This is a genomic window from Cypionkella sp. PAMC25878 (assembly GCF_058135695.1).
The window spans coordinates 834,595-855,054 of sequence record NZ_CM176871.1 but is presented as its reverse complement, the minus strand read 5'-3'; the positions used below and the strand labels follow the sequence as shown (position 1 = coordinate 855,054).

Annotated in this window: 19 protein-coding genes and 1 tRNA gene; 9 read left to right on the top strand and 11 right to left on the bottom strand. The window is 55.4% G+C overall.

What is annotated here, in order from left to right; all coding sequences use genetic code 11:
• Window positions 1-245: 245 nt before the first annotated feature.
• From ACS5RD_RS03945 to ACS5RD_RS03930, 4 genes are all read left to right on the top strand, one after another.
• A complete protein-coding gene (locus ACS5RD_RS03945) occupies window positions 246-545 on the top strand; it encodes a transposase (protein ID WP_489930091.1) in 300 nt (99 codons plus the stop codon).
• Window positions 546-553: 8 nt separating this feature from the next.
• Window positions 554-916 carry a hypothetical protein gene (locus ACS5RD_RS03940; RefSeq protein WP_489930090.1) on the top strand — a complete coding sequence of 121 codons (363 nt, stop codon included), beginning with the start codon at window positions 554-556 and terminating at the stop codon, window positions 914-916.
• A gap of 353 nt (window positions 917-1,269) precedes the next feature.
• Window positions 1,270-2,847, top strand: a complete 1,578-nt coding sequence (locus ACS5RD_RS03935; protein ID WP_489930089.1) for a site-specific integrase — start codon at window positions 1,270-1,272, stop codon at window positions 2,845-2,847.
• Between the two features lie 352 nt (window positions 2,848-3,199).
• Window positions 3,200-5,824: a hypothetical protein gene (locus ACS5RD_RS03930; protein WP_489930088.1), complete on the top strand. Its 2,625-nt coding sequence runs from the start codon at window positions 3,200-3,202 to the stop codon at window positions 5,822-5,824.
• Window positions 5,825-6,472: 648 nt separating this feature from the next.
• Here the strand turns inward: ACS5RD_RS03930 and ACS5RD_RS03925 are convergent.
• Window positions 6,473-7,138, bottom strand: coding sequence for a recombinase family protein (locus tag ACS5RD_RS03925; RefSeq protein WP_489930087.1), 666 nt, complete (start codon window positions 7,136-7,138; stop codon window positions 6,473-6,475).
• Between the two features lie 431 nt (window positions 7,139-7,569).
• Here ACS5RD_RS03925 and ACS5RD_RS03920 point away from each other — a divergent pair, with 431 nt between their 5' ends.
• Window positions 7,570-8,583, top strand: coding sequence for a hypothetical protein (locus ACS5RD_RS03920; protein ID WP_489930086.1), 1,014 nt, complete (start codon window positions 7,570-7,572; stop codon window positions 8,581-8,583).
• A 660-nt stretch (window positions 8,584-9,243) separates the two neighbouring features.
• On the opposite strand, the gene ACS5RD_RS03915 is transcribed toward ACS5RD_RS03920, so the two are convergent.
• The 3 genes from ACS5RD_RS03915 to ACS5RD_RS03905 form a co-directional block, all read right to left on the bottom strand.
• Window positions 9,244-12,672 carry a hypothetical protein gene (locus tag ACS5RD_RS03915; protein WP_489930085.1) on the bottom strand — a complete coding sequence of 1,143 codons (3,429 nt, stop codon included), beginning with the start codon at window positions 12,670-12,672 and terminating at the stop codon, window positions 9,244-9,246.
• 114 nt (window positions 12,673-12,786) lie between these two features.
• Window positions 12,787-13,263 (bottom strand): hypothetical protein, encoded by a 477-nt coding sequence (locus tag ACS5RD_RS03910; RefSeq protein ID WP_489930084.1) that lies wholly within the window; start codon window positions 13,261-13,263, stop codon window positions 12,787-12,789.
• Window positions 13,263-13,520 carry a hypothetical protein gene (locus ACS5RD_RS03905; RefSeq protein WP_489930083.1) on the bottom strand — a complete coding sequence of 86 codons (258 nt, stop codon included), beginning with the start codon at window positions 13,518-13,520 and terminating at the stop codon, window positions 13,263-13,265. The genes ACS5RD_RS03910 and ACS5RD_RS03905 overlap by 1 nt, the downstream gene beginning before the upstream one ends.
• Window positions 13,521-13,827: 307 nt before the next feature.
• Here ACS5RD_RS03905 and ACS5RD_RS03900 point away from each other — a divergent pair, with 307 nt between their 5' ends.
• The gene (locus tag ACS5RD_RS03900; RefSeq protein WP_489930082.1) at window positions 13,828-14,001 is read left to right on the top strand and encodes a hypothetical protein; all 174 of its coding nucleotides are present in this window, start codon (window positions 13,828-13,830) and stop codon (window positions 13,999-14,001) included.
• Between the two features lie 457 nt (window positions 14,002-14,458).
• Here the strand turns inward: ACS5RD_RS03900 and ACS5RD_RS03895 are convergent, their stop codons facing one another.
• From ACS5RD_RS03895 to ACS5RD_RS03865, 7 genes are all read right to left on the bottom strand, one after another.
• A complete protein-coding gene (locus ACS5RD_RS03895; RefSeq protein WP_489930081.1) occupies window positions 14,459-14,704 on the bottom strand; it encodes a hypothetical protein in 246 nt (81 codons plus the stop codon).
• A complete protein-coding gene (locus tag ACS5RD_RS03890) occupies window positions 14,701-14,970 on the bottom strand; it encodes a hypothetical protein (RefSeq protein ID WP_489930080.1) in 270 nt (89 codons plus the stop codon). The genes ACS5RD_RS03895 and ACS5RD_RS03890 overlap by 4 nt, the downstream gene beginning before the upstream one ends.
• Window positions 14,967-15,470: a hypothetical protein gene (locus ACS5RD_RS03885; protein WP_489930079.1), complete on the bottom strand. Its 504-nt coding sequence runs from the start codon at window positions 15,468-15,470 to the stop codon at window positions 14,967-14,969. Before ACS5RD_RS03885 ends, ACS5RD_RS03890 begins: the two co-directional genes overlap by 4 nt.
• Window position 15,471: 1 nt before the next feature.
• On the bottom strand, window positions 15,472-15,756 hold the full coding sequence (locus ACS5RD_RS03880) for a hypothetical protein (RefSeq protein WP_489930078.1): 285 nt from the start codon (window positions 15,754-15,756) through the stop codon (window positions 15,472-15,474).
• Window positions 15,753-15,956, bottom strand: a complete 204-nt coding sequence (locus ACS5RD_RS03875) for a hypothetical protein (RefSeq protein ID WP_489930077.1) — start codon at window positions 15,954-15,956, stop codon at window positions 15,753-15,755. Before ACS5RD_RS03875 ends, ACS5RD_RS03880 begins: the two co-directional genes overlap by 4 nt.
• Window positions 15,953-16,462: a hypothetical protein gene (locus tag ACS5RD_RS03870; protein ID WP_489930076.1), complete on the bottom strand. Its 510-nt coding sequence runs from the start codon at window positions 16,460-16,462 to the stop codon at window positions 15,953-15,955. Before ACS5RD_RS03870 ends, ACS5RD_RS03875 begins: the two co-directional genes overlap by 4 nt.
• 456 nt (window positions 16,463-16,918) lie before the next feature.
• A tRNA-Ser gene (locus ACS5RD_RS03865) sits at window positions 16,919-17,008 on the bottom strand.
• A gap of 266 nt (window positions 17,009-17,274) precedes the next feature.
• On the opposite strand from ACS5RD_RS03865, the gene ACS5RD_RS03860 reads away from it, so the two are divergent.
• From ACS5RD_RS03860 to ACS5RD_RS03850, 3 genes are read left to right on the top strand one after another with little or no spacing between them, the layout of a single operon-like run.
• On the top strand, window positions 17,275-18,621 hold the full coding sequence (locus tag ACS5RD_RS03860; protein WP_489930075.1) for a phospholipase D-like domain-containing protein: 1,347 nt from the start codon (window positions 17,275-17,277) through the stop codon (window positions 18,619-18,621).
• On the top strand, window positions 18,618-19,325 hold the full coding sequence (locus tag ACS5RD_RS03855) for an endonuclease/exonuclease/phosphatase family protein (protein WP_489930074.1): 708 nt from the start codon (window positions 18,618-18,620) through the stop codon (window positions 19,323-19,325). Before ACS5RD_RS03860 ends, ACS5RD_RS03855 begins: the two co-directional genes overlap by 4 nt.
• Window positions 19,325-20,455, top strand: a complete 1,131-nt coding sequence (locus ACS5RD_RS03850; protein ID WP_489930073.1) for a DUF3734 domain-containing protein — start codon at window positions 19,325-19,327, stop codon at window positions 20,453-20,455. Before ACS5RD_RS03855 ends, ACS5RD_RS03850 begins: the two co-directional genes overlap by 1 nt.
• The last annotated feature ends 5 nt before the right edge of the window (window positions 20,456-20,460 follow it).

Genomic DNA, 20,460 nt, shown 5'->3' with positions numbered 1-20,460 from the left:
TGGAGTGAACCCCTCGGCCTGAACCACTGTAGGACTGTCGATTCAGCGAGACACCTTCTGTAATCTCCATTTTAGAGTGGGAGGGTGATTTCGATGGCCAAAGACCAACATGAAATCCGGCGCAAGCTGCGCATTCTGGATCACGCTGCGGCGTCGGGTGATCTGTGAGCTACCCCCCGAAAATCGGACAGTGACGGAAGCTACGATCTGAAGTCTGCTGGTCTCCAAGCACGAGGAGAACAGAGATGTCGAAACGCAGGAACCATGACGCAGCCTTCAAGGCGCGTGTGGCGTTGGAGGCGTTGAAGGGTGAGCGCACGGTGTCGGAATTGGCGACCGCCTATGAGGTCCATCCGACGATGATCCATCAATGGAAAAAGGCACTTCTGGAAGGTGCCACGGGCATCTTTGAGCGCGGCAGCAAGGCGGTCGCCACCGCTGAGGTCGCCGAGGATACGGTCCGCGAGCTGCATGCCAAGATCGGAGAACTGGCGGTCGCCAACGATTTTTTGGCAAGAAAGCTCAAGCCCTGGACCGGGAAGTGAGGCGTGGCATGATCGAACGGACCCACCCCACGCTGTCGGTCGGGGCGCAGTGTCGACTGCTATCGATCTCGCGGTCGTCGTTCTACTACGCGCCGCAAGGAGAGACTGATCTCATTCTGCAGCAGAACCTTGCGCGCGCGCATCGCTGGGCCAACCGCTTGCGCCGCGGCGAAAGCTTGAGCAGCATCGCGAGGGCGGAAAGCTGTTCCGACAGTCTCATCCGATCGCGTGTCGCTTTAGCCTTTCTGGCCCCGGATCTACAGCGCGCCATCCTCGATGAAACAGCACCCTCCCATCTGACCACAAATCTGATTGTGCGCACAACCCTGCCGCACGACTGGCAAGAGCAAGCCAAGGCTCTGGGCCTTTAGCTCGAACTGTCCAAATTCTGCAAACCGCACCGCGTTTCTGGGTCGCAGAGACGGGCGTCCGATTTGCCCGCAAAGCACGCGCGCGGTGCTGTCTCCGAGACCAGATCCTGCGCGCAGCCATCTGAAATAACACGGTAATTCCGCGTGGGATCCAGAGGTACTCAACCTGCGATTGCGGTTGGCGGAAGCGGTTGGATTCGAACCCACGGTTAGGCTTACGGGTCGTTTCCCCGTTCCGCTATATCTCACAATACCTTGTTTTTGCTTACTTAAATGATCTTGTTAAATTTGCTTGAAGCGGATACACGGGGTTCTATGGGTCCAATAGCTGGTCCAATAAGGGGTCCAATAGGATGGCTTTCCGCCCGCGCAAAGGTTCCTACATCAAGCTTAAGAATGGGCGATACTACTATCGCCGTGCCATCCCAAAAGAGCACCGGGAAATGTTCGGTGGCAAGACCGAATGGGTTATCGCCCTTGTCGGTTCAAACGACACAGAACGTAAGCGGGATGCGCAGAAGCTCGCAGCGGGGCATGATCGTCAGATGAGTTTCGCACATTTGCATGTTGCGTCGGATATGCCTGCGGACACGGTCGCGGTCGTGTTTGATCTATCACCACCTGATCTGCCCCCGGATGCCCCTGTACCTATCCCGGCGCGGTTTTATCGCAACGGGGAAGTGCACAATGTACTGCGGTATGCGGTGACGGATGATCCGACCCAACGGCTGGCACTTGAGGCCAAGGGCTACTTTGTCATGGGGCAGAATGAAGCGCGGTTGCAGTTGGACCTAGGCAAACAGATGGACGCCTATACGCATGCCGCAACGCCGGAGGGCGTCGAAATCGCGGACTTGAAAGCAGAACGCGCGCAGCGGGCGATAGAGGCCGTCGCGGATATCAGTGGGCACACTGTTCTGTCGATTATGCCGGTATGGCACACGCACCGGAAACAGGCTCCAGCGACATGGAAGAAGCATCTGCAGTATGCTGACGAATTTGCGGCGCTGCATGGCGATTTGGCGCTGTCCGAGATAACCAAGCGCCATGTTGTCGAGTACGTGGAGCACTCCGGAAAGCTGATATACAAAGACGCGCCGCTATCGCCCGCGTCGATATCAAAGCGGCTGGACCTGATCCGTGCGCTTTTGGCCTATGCCGTGGCGTCTGACATCATCCCGCATAATCCGGCGAAAGGGGTTACCTCGCCAACAGATACCCGCCCGAAAACCGCGCGAAGCTGGAAAAGCTTAACGCAGGCGGAGATTCAAAAATTGGTGGAGGTGTCAACACAAGTCTGGACTACGCGCCGGAAGAGCCGGAAATCCGGGCGGCTGGAGGACCTTATGACCGCGCTACAAGTTCTGATCTGGACGGGTGCAAGGCCGGAAGAGGTGGCACAGTTGCGCAAGGCAGATATCGACTTGGCTAAGGGGGTTATCAGCATCCATAATGACGAGTCCGAGTCAGATGATGATGCACGCCCGCGAATGATGAAAAACGAACACAGCATCCGACAAGTGCCTATTCATTCATCGTTACTGCCGATTCTTGAAGCCCACTTACGCCGCCATGACAACGCGCTTGCATTCCCATCTTTCGAGCCACAGCCTACACCGGGAGAGATAGAAGAGGCTGCGAAGACGGGCAAGCCGCTGGTGATCAAAGGGCGTTACGCGCGTCCGCTCACAAAGGAATGGACAGAAAGCCTGCGCGAAAAGGTTGTCGGGGACAATGAGCCGCGCAAAGTGCTCTATTCTCTCCGCCATAGTTTTGCTGCGGAGTCTCGTCGTTCTGGGATGCCTGAGCACGTCAGAAACGCATTAATGGGTCATGCGGATGATAACCAGCACGCAGGGCGATACGGTGGTGATGCGGACTGGTTAGAGGCGAAGCGCGTGCATCTGGAGGCGATGAAATGCGTCTATTAGGTTTCCCTTGGGCGCATCATGACGCCGTATTGCTTCGCCGCAGTCACCCCTGTGCGGACCATCGGTCCGGGGCGAGCCAAGGCCAAGATCGGCATGAAGAACTTTGCCTACAACATGAGCGCTGTTCCAACCCCACGCGCGCCATGGCAATCAGTTTTCGATGAAAAGCTGAAACCTCGGAGGGATCTCCGTTTCTGCAGTTCCGCCTCCTCTTTTTGGCTGAGCGCACGGGATCGGCAGTATCAGTAGGAGCACATTTTCGCTTTGCTTGGAAAACCAGATAGGCTAGTAGAAATATCACCAAAGCTGTAGCCTACCTCGTAACTTCATTTTACCCTAGGACATGAGAATAATGGCTATTTACAACGAATTCGGTTCTCCGTTTCTCATGAATACGGCCACTTTCAATGGCCAAGCATTCTCCAAAACCATTGGACTTGCCAACGGTGGATTTGTAGCAATTTGGGTTGATGGTAGCCAAACGGGGACGGATTTGTCTGGTTCTGCAATTCGAATGCAAGCCTTCGATGCTGAGGGTGCGACGGTTGGCAAAGAAATTATGGTTAACACGACAACGGCTGGCGACCAACTTATCCCAGAGATTGCGCTGCTTTCGGATGGAAAATTCGTTGTGGCATGGTCTAGCTTTGTAAACTCGGGTCCGAGCAGTACCATGCAAGCTCAGATATTCAATTCAGATTTTACGCCTTTCGGTATCGAAATCGAGCTTGGCGAGTCAGACACTGACGCGCAATACGATCCGGTCTTAACTCCGCTATCGGACGGCCGTTTTGTCGTAGCATGGAGAGATTATAGCCAATTCGGCCTGAACTCATTTAAAAGTTCAATTATTGGGCAAGTTTTTGATGCTGAAGGCGGTAAATCTGGCGGCGAATTTCTAATCGACGATACAGCGAGGGCTTATGGAGAAAATCTCAGTATCACCTCACTAGATGGCGGTAAATTTGTGGCCATTTGGTCGAAAATGTCAACAAACTTTATGTCGAGCACCTCGACGGATGTTTACGGCCAGATATTTACCGCCGACGGCACTCCGGTTGGGAACGAATTTACGGTAAACACAACGATAAGCGGTGACCAATTGCTTTGCAAAGTCACCGCTTTGACAAATGGAAACTTTGTTGCCGTGTGGTGCGATGAAGGCAAGTCTGGCTTGGATAATTTTGGTGACCCTGTTCGCGCCCAAATTTTTGCGGGCGACGGAACTCGTCTCGGGGGGGAGTTCGTCGTCAATACATCACTAAACGGTGATCAGAGTAGTCCCAACGTTGCGGCTCTACAGGATGGTCGTTTTGTTATTGTCTGGGAGTCTTACAGTCAGAATATTTTTGACGCGTCTGGCCACAGCATACGGGCCCAAGCTTTTCAGCCGGACGGCACGAAGTCTGGGGTCGAATTTGTGGTGGACGCGTCCGAGTCCGACAGCATTTCGAGCCCCACCGTTGCGACTCTGGTGGACGGTCGGTTCATCGTGACGTGGGGAACCACGTACGGTGGGAGCGGCGGTGGGCAAGGGCATATGCAAATTTTTGACCCGCGCACAGAAGCAATCAACATCAGCGGTACAACCGAAGACGACTGTATTGTAGGCACAATCTTCTCCGACACGTTGGCTGGCTCAGATGGAAACGACACGCTCAATGGCTTTTCCGGTGCAGATACTTTGATCGGTGGACTGGGGAACGATACCTATACTACGGATGGCGGCGATACGATCAGAGAAGCGTTGAGCGGCGGAACAGACCTTGTGCGCAGTTCTGTATCGATTTTTCTTGGCAGTAATCTCGAAAATTTGGTTTTGACCGGCACGTCCGCGATCAACGGCACTGGAAATGCGATGGCCAACCTGATCACTGGCAACGCTGGTGCGAACGTCCTCAACGGTCTCACCGGGGCAGATACCCTGAGCGGGGGGCTGGGGAACGATATTTACACGACGGATGGCGGCGATACGATCAGAGAAGCGTTGAACGGCGGGACAGACCTTGTGCGCAGTTCTGTATCGATTTTTCTTGGCAATAATCTCGAAAATTTGGTTTTGACGGGCACGTCCGCGATCAACGGCACTGGAAATGCGATGGCCAACCTGATCACTGGCAACGCTGGTGCGAACGTCCTCAACGGTCTCACCGGGGCAGATACCCTGAGCGGGGGGCTGGGGAACGATATTTACACGACGGATGGCGGCGATACGATCAGAGAAGCGTTGAACGGCGGGACAGACCTTGTGCGCAGTTCTGTATCGATTGCTCTTGGCAATAATCTCGAAAATTTGGTTTTGACGGGCACGTCCGCGATCAACGGCACTGGCAATGTCATGGACAACCTCATCACTGGCAACGCGAGTGCAAACGTCCTCAACGGTCTCACCGGGGCAGATACCCTGAGCGGGGGGCTGGGGAACGATATTTACACGACGGATGGCGGCGATACGATCAGAGAAGCGTTGAACGGCGGGACAGACCTTGTGCGCAGTTCTGTATCGATTGCTCTTGGCAATAATCTCGAAAATTTGGTTTTGACGGGCACGTCCGCGATCAACGGCACTGGCAATGTCATGGACAACCTCATCACTGGCAACGCCAGTGCAAACGTCCTCAACGGTCGCACCGGGGCAGATACCCTGAGCGGGGGGCTGGGGAACGATACCTTCTTGTTCAATACGACATTGAGTAACAGTAACGTGGATCGAATTATGGACTTCCATATTCAAGACGACGTTATGTGGCTCGAGAATGCCGTATTTCATAGATTGACTAGTGGAAATTTGGCCGCAACGGCATTTGTTGCGAATGTGTCGGGAGATGCGGCGGATATGAGCGACCGGATTATTTATGAAACGGACACAGGAAATTTGTTTTTCGACCCGGATGGAATAGGCAATGAGACAAAGGTACAGTTTGCTGTGCTAGCTGAAGGATTGGCTTTGTCTAGCGTGGATTTTTTTATAATTTAGGGGTGCAGTTTGCGCCATATAGATTGCTGAAGGCTTTACCAATTCGGTAAGCTATGTTTTAGCAGACGGTATTGTTGTTTCGGCCACCCGATATATGAATTGGGGCGAAGATACTTCGTCCGGTATTCTGTGGCCCACCGCCTTTGCGTTACAAGCAGTGAAAGCCGATCACGAAAATGACTAAACGTGATCGGCTCGTTAATAGTTGCATAAAATCATGAAAAAGCTAATATTTGGAATAGCTGGTTTGCTGATAATTAGTAAAAAACTGTAACATTCTAAGAGCAAAAAATGCCGATAATTTTTTCCCGTATTGCGATGTACAATTAGGATTCGCGCTGGCTGATTTTAAGGATAACTATTTTCGCGCGGTTATATTCCGGCAGGCCGACTGCGACTGCACGTCTCTGGACCGCCGACCACCTCGCCCTTTGGGACCCTAGATAATCTTTAATTACAATTACTTCACACCTGCTGACGCAGGTCGATATCCGCCTGACAGGATGATACATGGGCGGCGGGCGTCTCATCCACTCAATCAACCCGATATCGCCACAAGGTCACTCCACGTGATCGGGTCGAGGTGACATGCTGTCGAGGTGATACCGGACGGCGTCAGCCGTGATCATTCCGGACGGCTGACGCCTTTCAGTGCAATTCCAGCCGTGCCAACACGTTGGATACGCTCTTAGCATACCACTGCTTCCCGCGTGCAGTCGGCACCTTGTTGGCGTTCAATGCCTTGGCGATGGCGTTCAATGAGGCATCGGCTGCAAGCATGGGGCGGATGATCGAGGAGGCTTGTTCCGCGAAGGCGTTAGCCTGTTGCTTGGACTCGTCGTTGCGCATGCGGGTGTTAGGCCGCAGACCGCCTAGGGTGGCACCCTTGGCCTTGGCTTCGGCTAGGGCTGCTACGGTGCGGGCGCTAATGAACTCCCTCTCTTGCTGGGCTAGGGCGGCGTATATGTGCAGTTGGAAGGCTGTCGCCTCTGGCATGGATGCAACGCGGAACGTTAGCCCCTTTTCTTCCATAAGCAGGGCGATCTGCGAAACTTTTCTCGATAATCTGTCGAGCTTACTTACCAGAAGTTCGGCCTTCTGTGCCTTAGCCATGGCGATGGCTGCAGCAAGCTGCGGTCGGAACGTATCGGAACCGCTCTGGATATCCGTAAACGTCCCGATGACCTCATGAGGTTCCGGGCTGAATTTGGTCAGGAAGATTCCAATATCCCGCTGCTGGGCGTCCAGCCCGAGTCCGGACTTACCCTGCTTTTTCGTGCTGACTCTGTAGTAAACCACATATTTCTTCGTCATATCTGCCCCCTGTGTAAATAGGCGTCGTTGGTTGTGCCATACATACCACGTCAGATGCACGATTCTCGAGTCTTTTCAATATGTTGAGTCACGATTGGGGCGGGTTTTCGCCCATCGGCGAGGACTCACTGTATACCATTGTATACAACTTTTGACCATATAGTAAAAATGATCCCCCGTGATGGCCACTGAATCGGGTCATCCGGGCAGGTTTAGGTGAGCATTGGTCATTTATTGGCCTGAAAGCATGCTGCGTGGGGGGCCGAAGTTGCGAAAATTAGTCCGCTTGAAGCGGAATCGGCGCTGCGAGTTGCAGGTGGAGTTGTAAGATAGGGGACCCTGTCGGAGTTGACATTTTCGTGATCGAAGAATAGAACAGGCCGGGAACAATGCACATCATCCAGTCAGTTTGGCAACACAGGGGGCCACCTATGGGATTAGTCGCGCCGCGTACGTTTGAGAGTTTCAGTATCAAGCGACCCGAGATGCAGGCAGGACTTACCGACGTTATCCCCGTCGGGGAAATTCCGACACACTACATCAACAGATACCAAGCCGAAGAAAAAGTGAGGTGTGCGTTCTGTGACAATCACACGCCGCACAACAGAGGATTTACCGCCGAGATGGCGGATGGTCGGATTGCACTTTGTGGCAGAGATTGCGCTGCCAAGTATTTCGGCCAAGAGGTCGCAGACAAGTTCGAGGAAGAACTAAACAGGGAGATGGAACGAGTGACACGGCGGAAGCTGATACAGCAAACGCTTGACGGAGTCGCGGACACGTTGGGCCTCATTTCAACAGAACTTGTTGAAATGGAAAAGGCCTGCCTCAAAGCTGCCCGCGCAATATATTCCGAATTCAGAATAGCGCAGTTACCTTCCAAGCTTACCGATGCGGGCGATCTCGAACTGACTGAAAACAAGCGCCGTTGGGTTGATCGGGAAGATCAAAACGGCAGAGTTGTGCAGGTGCCGATAAACGAAACTCGCGTTGTTCTTCGCATCGCCGCCGCCGCAGTGCTTAAGATTGGGGAAAGTCCGCGCCCCCGTCTCGGAGCCGTCCGTCAAGAACTAGAGCAGCTTTCGAAGATGCGGAGTACCGAAGAACTAAGTGACCTTGCTATCGAACGCATGGTCGAGAAACGTGGCAAGATCATCACGGATATTCGTCTTGCAGTCCGCTTTCTCGGCACCTGCAAACGGTTTTTCACCAAGGATAACGTCAAGGCGCTTTCACGGCTTGCACACATGACGCAAACGCCAACAGAGAAAATTGCTCTGCACAAAAAACCGGGTGAGGGATGGGAGTTGATCGTTACCTGCCTGCCTCATGACTATTTGAACGGGTATCCAGATGAGAGCCGTAATGCACGGTATCAACTACCTGATTTCGATTTGATCCCAACAGAGGAGTCGCTGTTGTCTGCCCTAAAACGAGGGGCTTAGCGCGGGGGTAGGCCGCGTGCATAGGCGGTCTGGACGAGCGGCTGGTATCCTTGGCAGAGGCATGACGCCCAAGGCTAAGGAGGCCTGAAAAGATGACTGACGGCGATTTCACACCAGAGGAACGCGAGGAGCTGCGGCTGTTGCTGCAAGAGCGAGCGACAGAGCACACGCGCCAAACCCGAGAACGTGCACGGGTGCTGAGGGTGCAACTGCATGCACAGTATCCGGGTTTGGCCCGATCCCGAGAGGAAGGGTAAGGCTGCAGCCCCAAAACAGGGGGTTTACCTAGGTTTACCTTTGCCTTACCTTTTTTCGTCATTTGATTTCAATGGCTTGCGGAAAAGGTAAGGCAAAAGGTAAAGGTAAGGCCTCCCAGCCGCCCCGCCGTATGTAGTGTGTGTGTGTGTGTGTGGTGGGGGGGGGGTGGGGGTGGTGGTGCACACACACACATTTTTCCTATAGCATTTCAGATAAACCCCTTACCTTTTTGTTTTGCCTTACCTTTCTTATATCTTATTGATTTTAAACGGATAAAAAAGGTAAGGCAAAGGTAAACCTAGGTAAACCCCCTCTTTCCACTAAGGGGGTTTACCTTTTCGCTCGAATCCACATGAAAAAGCCCCCTCACGGGGGCCTATTCTGCGATCTGAACCCTAAAATTCACCCCACCAGAGGCAACACCTCAAGGTCATAGAACGTCTTGTTGTTGTCCGCGCCTCTCCGTCGCAACACGTAGCGACCTTGGCGCGACGGCTCACCTTCCACGTCGCGGTCTGCTCTCCATTCGCGAACAGTCTTGACCATCGCCCCAATGACCCCCGGCAACTTGCCCTTGGCGCTGTCGTTGTAGGTCACACCGTTGCTTTCGTCTCTGGCGTACCCTGCACCCTGCACAGCGATCCCGTGCCCTTCCAGAAGGGCCTTGATCGAGACAACCTCGTACCCCGCGAAAGGTGCGGCAACCATCAAACCGCTATCCTTGTCTTTGGTTTTTGAAACCATGGTCTCTTCACCCCAAATGCGGAACATGACCCCCGGTTTAGGATTTTTGGCGTTCAAGTTCTTGTGGTGCTCTTCGATCATCGCATCCATCAGCATGTCGCCAGCACTGTCCACGTACACCGCTTCCCGAGTCTCTTCGGCATTAGATAGAAACCCCCTGATGCCAGCCGCGTCCAAAATGCCCCCGATGATCTCGTTGTGGGCCGAAAAACCACCCATCTTCTCCTTCTCCTTCTCCGTCTCCGTCGCAACACCCCACAGCGGGCAATCTTGCGCCTTCCAGTGCTGCACAAGCGTCAACAATGCATGCAGATATAGCGGTGCGTTCTCGCTCACGTGCTCTTCTAGGTTGCTGTGTTTGAAACCCGTGCGCATAGCCGGACGCGTCATTTTCGGGTCTAGGGATATCCACAGCGCCCGCGCCGCCAACTCCTCCGAGAGTTTGGGGCGGTTGCCCGTGGCAATGGGCACCATCTTGCATTCGACTTTCTGCATCCCCGGCGTACCTAGCCGGCGACCTGTGTAAGTGGGGTTTGCTGTCAAAGCCAACGCCAGATTGGGCGAGTCCACCACCTTCTCCGTCGGCACGTTATCAATGAAAAGGGCACGCTCCCCGCTGTCGAGGTTTGCCATGATGGTTTTGTTCATCTCTTCTTCCGAAGGCGGCAGCGCCTGAGGTGCCGCGCTTTCCACCAGCAACGCCATCCACACCAAAGCACCAGCCAATTTTGTGGCACCTGTCCGTGGCTTATCCTTGCGGAAGAAATGCCACGGCACCGGCCCATTGATAAATGACCGGCAAACAAGCGTCAGCGGAACCGATAGAGCGTGACATAGCGAAGGCACATTGTCACCGCTCTTTACCGCCTTGATAACCTCATCCCGCGTAGTGAGGCCGTCGAACGGGAAGTCTGCCAACCCGTCAAGCAAGGTATCAACCGCTGTCGCAACCTCCTCGACACTCGGCACCTCGCTGACCGGAGGCACCACGACGCCCGCTTTCGGTGCATAGTACAGCCCACTGGCCGCGTGATAACCGGGCGCGGTGATCAGGGATTTATCTGGCCCAAAGACAGGCGCAGCGGTTACCCCCCGCAGCGCGGGGTAACCCGTGCGGGGTTTGTGGAACACTCCATTGACATCGTCCCGCTCGGCGGGGTGTCCGTCAAAATCCACCCGATACTCGACAAGTGCCTTGAATCGATCCTTGTCGATAGTGTGAATGGCTGGATATCCGTGCTCGTTCACTTGAATATCAACCAACCGTTCGGTGCGGTGGAAAATGGTTGGGTCATTGGTCGGCGCGGTCATGATCTGGTAAATCTGCTTCACCCGCGCGCGGAATGGCAGAGACAGGTCGACGTTTGGAATCTCCGGCTCCGGCACCCCACCCGCTGCAGCCTGTTGGGCTTTGGTCTTGGCTTGTACTTCGGCCTCTTTCTTCTCCGAGATTGCTTCAGCAAAGGAAAACCACATCGCCTTGCCTTTGCTCTTGATGCGGGTGCGGTCCCTGTCCTTGTAGCGCTTGACGGTCAGCAACAATTCATCGAATTTATCAATCGCTCGCCCTTCTGATTTTGCCCGCAACACCCCCGCCCAGATCGCGGAATAGGCGGCTTCTGTTGACTTGTCAGTCAGAGCGGCGAAGGCCCTTGTGATCTTGGCGGGTAAATCCAGCCATTCAACCACCGGCTCAGGCGCGGGGATAAAGTCGTCGCGATTTACAGGCTCACCGCCGTCAGCATAGAAAACCCCGTCGCACAGCATATGCGACAGCGACGGCCATTGATCTGGCAAGCCACCAATTTGCCCCTCAATCATCTTCAGGAAGTCGGCAGTGTGATACCCTTTGCAGTGGTCATGACGGCATGAAATCGCCCCAGACGTATGGGCGTCAGGTCCATCGATCACCCAAGCGTCATCGGTGCCGCTGGAGTGCTCGCCTGCGTTCGGGCATGTGATAATGTACCCGCCACCGCTTTGACCGTGTACGGTCCATCCTGCGTGGTCCAAGAAAGACGACAGCAGGAACCGCTCTTGGTTTTCACCAAACCACGAATTCAAATTGAACCGATCTGCCAGAAACGCAGGTTCACCGCTGTAAACGCCACCGCCACCAGTGCCGCCAGTTGCGCGGGTGGTCGGTGCTTCGTACTTCTGTGGATCACCATGGGTGACCGTGGAGAGGTCCAGACCACGCCCTGCAACCACATAGTGCTTGTACCCCGAGCCGATCGGGCGGGCTGGTGTGTACATAAGCTGTGTGGGTGTGAATCCAGTGGAGTCGACGTTCGCCCCGGTTGGGATAATCAGATCACACACACCCGCGTATAGAGCTTGCCACGTCGGGTAGTCAGGCCCCCAGTCCGGGCGCGCCGGGTTATCCCCCCGGCCCATTGCGAAGGGTTTATCCAGCAGGACAATGACCCGGAACCGATCACTCCCCGGCCCACCCTTGGCGGAATTGGAATGCGTCGTATAGATCACTGCAGCGATCCCGGCCTTTCGCAATTTCTCCACAACCGCTTCCGCTGTGCAGCCGCCATCAACATCGATCATCACCGCATACATGTTGCGGATTTTTCCTTTGGTTTTGTAGCAAAGCTTTATCTTCGGGTCGGGTTTGGCAAAGTACCCGCTGGTCCCGAATGCCCCTGTCAGCTGGCTTTCAGCGAAGAAAAACCCATCGCCGCCCTTGTCGATTTGCTCCGGGTGGAGAGACAGAAAGCCGTCAATAGCTTGCTCCCACGTGCTGGTGATCTGAGTCCATCCACCACCCCACATATGCTTGCCAGTCTCGACTAAAGCGCGACCTGCAATCACCTGTTGCGCCATCAGCGCGACCATCTCCGGGGTGGTGAAGTCCCCGATCTTCACAGCATCGTGCCACTTCGCGGCCTCTGACGAGGCCTCTGGGCGTAGCCCCTTGAAAGGATCAACGGGCGGTTCCCCGTTAGTGTGTTTCGCCGCCCACCTTTCAGCTAAGCTGATCACCTCACCCATAAACTGGGGGTTGTCTTGGATCGAGTCCGCGTTGGTCTTTTGTGCTTTGTAGTGCTTCATTTTGTAGCCTTCTGCTATTTGCATTTTAGATTGATCTGGGCTATATTGTTCCGAGTAGCCCACGGGTGTTTCAGCACCCGTCTTGCATTTTAGAGGTCAGCGCCGTCACGCTGGCCTCTTTTTCTTTTTCGGCAGTCGTCAGATTTTCCCCGACTGCAGGAGGGTGATCAGTTCTTCAACCGTCACCCGAAACATCCCGCCGGGGGACCGGGGCGTATAAGGTGCCTCTGGCAGTTCGCCATGTTCCAGCCCGCCGATGTCGGGGGAGTTGTTTGCAATCCAGAACGTCTGAAACGGATTGGACAGGTCCACGCTCCCCAGTGTTGCCATCGACACCGCCTCATGTTCGGCTCGGAGTTGTTCCGCGCCAAGGGCAAGGTGGTTTGTAGGTTCCACGGGGTCACCAGTGACCTTGACGCCGGTGTATGGCGTCCCAGCCGATGCCACATAATTCATTACCGCCTGCCCGGTGTTTACGGGCGTCCTGCGCAGCATTCGGGCCATACCCTCGTCCAGAAGCTTGCGGACTCTGACTCTGAACCTAAGGTTTAGGTCCGCAACCTCTTTGTCGAGACCGACGCAGAAAGCGGTGCCGTTGGTAACAATGCCCGCCATCAGCGACCACTTACTTGAAAGGCGTTTTCCCGAAGATAAGCCTCCGAGTCCGCGTCAAACTTGAATGTAAACCGGGTCAAAAACCGCACAGCCTTGCCAAGGTCATAACCCCAGACTGCTTTGCCGTTGTGTCGCAGCCGACGGGGGCGCAGTTCGCCGTCGTTGGTCAGGCACAACCACGCGTTGAATCCTGTCTGGCATGCTCCGAGGCATTCACACATCGCCGCGCGGGTTATGTAGAAGGTGCTATCTTTCATTTTATGTCGCTTTCTTATTTTGCGCTTGAAGTCGATATTGGTTAGGTTTATATGTTAATTCGGAAGGCCGCTTGGCGTTCAGGCTCAATAGTTTTATCGAATTTGTAGCAAGGTTAGCTGGCGAAGTCAACTTGGCTGACACAATGGTTTTTTGCCTGTCATTTTCGCTGACACTGTCCCCAAAACCCGGCATTCGTGTAAGTCAAACACAGCATTCAACCCATTGAAAACGTTGTAGAAAAGACTCCACATCCTGAAAGCACTGTGGCACAAGGCTCCTTACGTTCAACACAAAGGAGATAGACCGATGACCGACAGAATGTTTGAAGCTCAAGGCCGTTTGATCAGAGCCGCCCACGATTTTGCCGCGCTTGTACAGCTTGACGATAGCGACACCACCGAACTGGCTTGGCTTGTACAGTTTGACGCTATGGGCGAGGCACTAGAGGAGGTGAACGCACTTCGGCGGGGCGATCACTGACGCCCTATGTATATAGTGACGCCCGCGCGGAGTCTGACGTACACGCGGGCGTCATCACCACGGCCTAGGAGTGCCGCAGTTGGCAGGGGGCGATCTGTGACCGCTTCCGCCTAATCTCTGCCACCAGCACGGCGCTGTAGATTCCATGTCCGGACCTGTTCAGAGTCAACGGCGGGCTGTAGCGCCTTTAGGATTTGATAGAATTGATTATCGGTCACGCGGATACCTTGCCCGCCAATGTGGCAGAGCCGTGACCCGTCCGCCGCTTTGACGGTGAAGAACGCGGACGGGGGTTTACCACTCGCTTTGATTTTGGCGACAATGGAGTCGAGTTGTGACGCCACCGCGACGGGCGCGGGCAAGGCTTCCGCTGGCGCTTGGGGCAGCTCGACAGGCTCCGCCTGCGTGCGAATCTTGGGAGGCGGAATATACCGCCCTGATATGTAATTGACCATGATTAGAATTGTCCGTTTTGTTGTTTCCATGCCGCGACAAATTGGGCCTTCTGTGCCACCGCTTGGATGGTGAGTTGGCACTGCCGGAGGAAATTATCGAACTTGGAGTCATGTAGGAACTCGCCCCGGTCATTGACCCGATAGCCCTCGTCGTCGGCTTCACTCCAGATGTTTAGGGGGTCCAACCCCTCCAGCGCGACCTTGCTGCACAACGCATGGAGTCGGGTGTGCTCAATCGTGGTTCTCATGGCCGCATCTCATATCCGCCCTCACGCGCGAACCTTGCGCGCGTCTTGGTCTCATAGATCACGGCGATATAGTCGTGCGAATTCAACACCTGCCCGGTCGGGATGTAGACCCTAAACGGCTTATCCATGCGCGGCTTTTTGTCGATTGGCGCGTGGTCCGTGCGGATATATGCGGGCGGTGGCGACGGGCCGAACAGGGTGCACGGGTCCGCCACACCAGATGCGCGGATATGGTCAATGATAGGCTGTAATTCCTCTTCCGTCATTTCAGCATCCCCCACGCGCGAGCTTGGCTGATCCTCTTGACGGGACTCAGCGTCAAAAGCTGTTGGATTCGCTGTTCGTGAGAGAGGCCGCTGTCGTCATAGTTTGCGCCGCTGGTGGCGACTCCGAGCGCCCGCGCTTTATTGATCCGAGCGCGCAAGTGGCCTTCACTTCCATCGTTTGGCATCGCGTTAATCTCGGCTACAGCCTCCGCGCGGATTTTAGAATCTCCGGCCTGAATAGCCCTGATTTTCAACACTTCGGCAAGCTGTGGAAGGGATTCCACCTGCCGCGAATAACTAATTTGATCCAGCGCAGCGTTAGCTGAGAGGGTGAATAAACGTACCTCCCCAAGCTTGCGAACCGTCGACTCGTCCACGTCTACGCCGTACCGATCTTTAATATCGTTCTGCACGGCTTCACATACGGCTGTCCATTTGGTTTGCAGAGTCTCCGATCCTTTGACCAAGTTCTCAAAGTTGGTTGTATCGTTCTCAAACATTTTAGCGTCCTTTTCTGTATTCGTTTTGCATCAATACGGTTTGCACGTCATTGGTGGTTGCGCGGCGATCTTCAACGCCTGTCGAGGCAATAGATTCAAGCATCCGTTCGATAGAATCCATCGGAACCCGAGTCACATTGCGGAGGATTTGGCACATCCGCGATACGTCATCCAAAATGGATTGAATCGCATACTCCGACCCCGCCGCTTGCCGCCAAACGACATTGCAAGCGCTGGGATTGGCGACAATCAAACGGCGGGCGGCGGTTGTGTAAGCCTTATTCATTCGACTGCCCCCGCGAGTAGCTGCGCAACTTCGGCGCGTGTCAGGTCTGTGGCAGAGCGGAAGGCTGCACAGAGTTTGTCATATGAATTCATGGCCATGGTGACTTCGGCTGCACTACCACCACAGGCCTGATAGAGCGCGTGACAGGCATCTGGCGAACCGATGACAAGCCTGCGCAAAGTATCAATCGGGGCGCTCATGCTGCCACCTTGACGCTATCCAAGCCCGAATTCACAAGCGCAAAGGCTGGGCTGAAACTATACCAAATTGGCAGCTCGGAATTGTCCCCGGTCAGAATGAATCGGGAAATCCCGCCGTTCAAAAGCAACTTCAAACGCAAGGATTCTGAATAGGTCATGTATGTCCGCGCCCCGTCCGCCATTGCCAAACTATTAAAGAAGGAATTGCGAACGCTCTTGGCGCGTGCCTCCATCCGCACATCTTTACTGACGAAAATATCGAAGGACTCCGCGACCATGAGGCTATCAACGCCACAGTACATTTCGTCATCATCCTCCGCCGCATAGGCGAGACGTTCAATGTAATTCTTTGCGTGACGGTTAAGGAAGTTACACACATCCGTCACGTAATAGAATGGGTGTTTATCAACGCGAAAAATTGGGGAGTGTGACAGGTGACTATTGACAGTCTGTGAACTAATTCCCGTAATTTCGCAGACTGCGCTCTGTGGAATGAAGAGTGGCATAAATGTTTGTCCTGCTATTTATCTGCTGATTAGTTAATTAATAGCTTGTATTTTGGGATTTGTCAAAAATCCCAAAATAACGGCTCAAATGTTTGGAATTTGGAGTTATTCACGCTGACGCGTACAGGTATCAATTAGCGCTGACGCGCTCACTAAACCTTTTCACCCCCAAAATCCAACAACCCAACACCACACAGCCCGATTAAATCACACGGCGCGGGCGGGGGTTGGGTCGGTGTGTTGGATGTGTGAGGCGGTGATGTGTCGCGGCTGTGATGTAGACGCCCGCCGCCTGTGTGGAGGCAGTAGGGCAAGCTATGGGCGAGTCGGACATCAACGCATCACGCCATTTCAGACGCCAGCCTGATACTCCACGCGTCAGCGTGGGTCCAATAGCGTGTCCAATAAGCAGATTCGATTTCTCTGATTTGTTAACGAAATCAATGGGTTGGGTGTTGGCGGAAGCGGTGGGATTCGAACCCACGGTAGGGTTCCCCCTACGCTAGTTTTCAAGACTAGAGCCTTAAACCACTCGGCCACACTTCCATGCTTGGGCTGCAGTTAGGGGACATAGCTACCCACCCCGCATCCCAGACAAGCGGCTGATAGCATTGTCTGCTGGGAATTCAAGCGACAAGACGCGGCGCGGTAGCGCTTCAAGCGCAAACCACGTTTTCGTGCTTATTGGAAACACGGACTTGCGATTGCCCGGCAGAGGGTCATGTTGCGGCAGACGAGGCTGCACCGAGTCCTGCGTGCGGCAACGGCGACCATAGTAGCTTAATTTTACGGGTGTGAAGGGAGGCAATGTGGTGATCTGGCTGGCTTCCCATTCCCTTATCGTGCTGGGTGTCGTGTTGGTCGGCCTTGCGATGTTGTTCGTGGTGCAGCAACGCCGCTCGCCACAATCGGCTGCAGCTTGGCTATTGTTCATTCTGCTGTTGCCCTATGTGGCGATCCCAGTGTTTCTGGCGCTGGGGTTTCGCAAGCAAAGCGCGCGTTTTCCACCGATCAGGTTTGGCCCGATGCGTCAGGCCACGCCAACACCGCAACCCGTCGCGAAGGCCTTGCAAGCTTTCGGAATTCCTGCCGCCTCGGATGGGAATGGTCTGGTTCTGCATTTTACGCCCGAAGTCGCCAAGACCACGCTGTTTCGCACGATTGCACAGGCGCAGACTCGGCTCGATATCACCTTTTACCTGCTGGATGACGATTCCTCGGGGCGCGATTTCATCGAAGCGTTGATCGAACGGGCCCAAGCCGGGGTTGCGGTGCGATTGATCCTTGATCGACTGGGCGCATTGCACCGCCCGAAAGCGGCGCTGGAGCGGTTATGCGCAGCAGGGGGTGAGGTGCGGTATTTGTCGCCCTTTCTGCATCGGGTCGGCAATGGTCATCTCAACCTGCGCAATCACCGCAAGATGGTGATTGCGGATCTGGCCGATGTTTGGGCGGGCGGGCGCAACATTGGCGTTGCTTATCTTGTGGAAGGGCAGGATTGGATCGACCTCAGCTTCAGTCTGCAAGGCCCGGCTGTGCAGAGCTATATCGACGTGTTTTCGGCTGATTGGGATGTGATTGGCGCTGCGCACGGGGAACTGATCGCGCGAAATGCGCCCGTAGGGACTGTCACCGCGCAACTGGTGCCGTCTGGGCCCGACACCCCCGACGATGCGCTGCATGACGCGCTGGTCTGCGCCATTCACCGCGCCGAACGCTCGATCTGGTTGACCACGCCCTATTTTCTGCCGACCGAAGCGCTGCTGCAAGCCTTGGGCACTGCAGCCCGACGTGGGGTGGATGTGCGGATCATGCTGCCCCAGACATCTAACCAATGGGTGGCCGACCTCGCACGCGGCGCCTATCTGCGAGATTTGCACGCAGCGGGCTGCGTGATCCTGCGGTTGCGGCAGGGCATGCTGCACGCCAAGGCCGGGATGATCGACGATCTGGCTTGGGTCGGCTCGGCGAATTTCGATGTCAGATCCATGTTGTTGAACTTTGAATCTGCCCTGATGCTTTACGATGCCGCCACCGTCACTGCACTGCGCGACTGGTTCAGGGCACTGGAACCGCGCTGCGCCCAAGGCGTTGTCAAACCAAGCCTGCTCCGCCGTTTTGCCGAGGGGATTTTCCGGCTGGGGGCCCCGATATTGTGACGAAAATTTCCCTGCGCGTCGCCACCTACAACATCCGCAAAGCGCTTGGCAACGACCGCCGCCGCGATCCTGAGCGCACTATGCAGGTGATCGAGGCGTTGGATGCCGATATCGTGTTGCTGCAAGAGGCTGATATGCGGCTGGGTCTGCGCCCGCCCGCCCTGCCCGCCGCGTTGTTCGAGGGTCGCGGCTTTCGCCCAGTGGTGTTCGCGCATGGCCGCGACAGTCTGGGCTGGCACGGCAATGCCATTCTGATCCGCGACAGCATTGAGCTGCTAGCCACCGCCCACATCGACCTGCCGGGACTAGAGCCGCGCGGGGCGGTGATGGTGGATCTGCGCTTTGAAGGTCGGGACATCAGCGTGATCGGCACCCATCTTGGCCTGATCCGTGCGTCGCGTCGCCGTCAACTGGCGGCACTGCGCGCCTTCACTGGTCATTCGCAGATAAGCGCCCGGCTTGTGGCGGGGGATTTCAACGAATGGTCCGGCCTGTCACATCTGGCAGGCCTCGGCCCTGACTTCCGGGTGTTACCAAGCCCGCCTACGTTTCACGCGCGTAAGCCAGTGGCCGCTCTAGACCGTATCGCGCTGACTGATGATTTCACCCTGCGCGACATCAGGGCCGTTCTGACGCCCGAGGCCAGACGCGCCTCGGACCATCTGCCGCTTGTCGCTGATCTGACCTTGAAAGGAGCCTCGTGATGGCCCGCACCGCCTCTAAATCCGACGCCAGTTCCGAAGAATGTATCACGCTTGTGCTGCAAGGTGGTGGCGCACTCGGCGCCTATCAGGCCGGAGCTTATGAGGGGCTGGTCAAGCAAGCCCGCCATGTTTCTTGGGTGGCGGGTATCTCCATTGGCTCGATCAATGCCGCCATCATCGCGGGCAACGCGCCACATCAGCGCGTGGAAAAGCTGCGGGAGTTTTGGGAGCAAGCCAGTTCTAAATCCCTGCCCGCCACCCTGCTCGACGGCATCTGGGCGCGGGCATTGCTGAACCAGTTCAGTGCCTCGGCCACCACGCTGGCTGGCGTCCCCGGCTTTTTTGATCTGCGCTTCCCCCCCGCCGCCCTGATGCCAGAGGGCAGCGTCGGCGCTAGCAGTTTCTATGATACAGCCCCGCTGCGCGCCACGCTGGAACGCTTGGTGGATTTTGACCGCCTCAACAGTGGTGAGGTCCGCCTCAGCCTTGGTGCGGTCAATGTGGAAACCGGCAATATGACGTGGTTTGATACCGCGACCCAGCGCATTGGCCCTGAACATATTATGGCCTCGGGCGCACTGCCGCCGGGGTTTCCGGCGGTTGAGATTGACGGAGCCTATTACTGGGACGGCGGTTTGGTTTCCAATACGCCGCTGCAATATGTGATGGACGAGCAGAAATCGCAGGCCGATCTCTGCGTGTTCCAAGTTGATCTGTTCAGTGCCCGCGGCACGCTTCCCACTTCGGTCTGGCACAGTGAAGTGCGCGAGAAGGAAATCCGCTTCTCCAGCCGAACCCGGTTTAATACCGATATGATGCGTCGGCTGAATGATATGGGTACGGCAGCACGCCGACTTTACGACAAGCTGCCGCCCGAGATGAAATCCGACCCCGACGCGCAAGCGCTGGTCGCAGGCAATTCCGACCCGCGCATCACGATCGCACACCTGATCTACCGCCCGACAAAATATGAAGGCGGCTCAAAGGATTACGAATTCTCCCGTACCTCGATGCTGGACCATTGGCAGGCCGGAAAGGCCGATGCAGAGCATACCGTTAATCACCACGACTGGAAGAACCGTCACCGCGCGACCGAGTGCGTACAGGTGTTTGACCTTTCAAATCGCTAACTCAA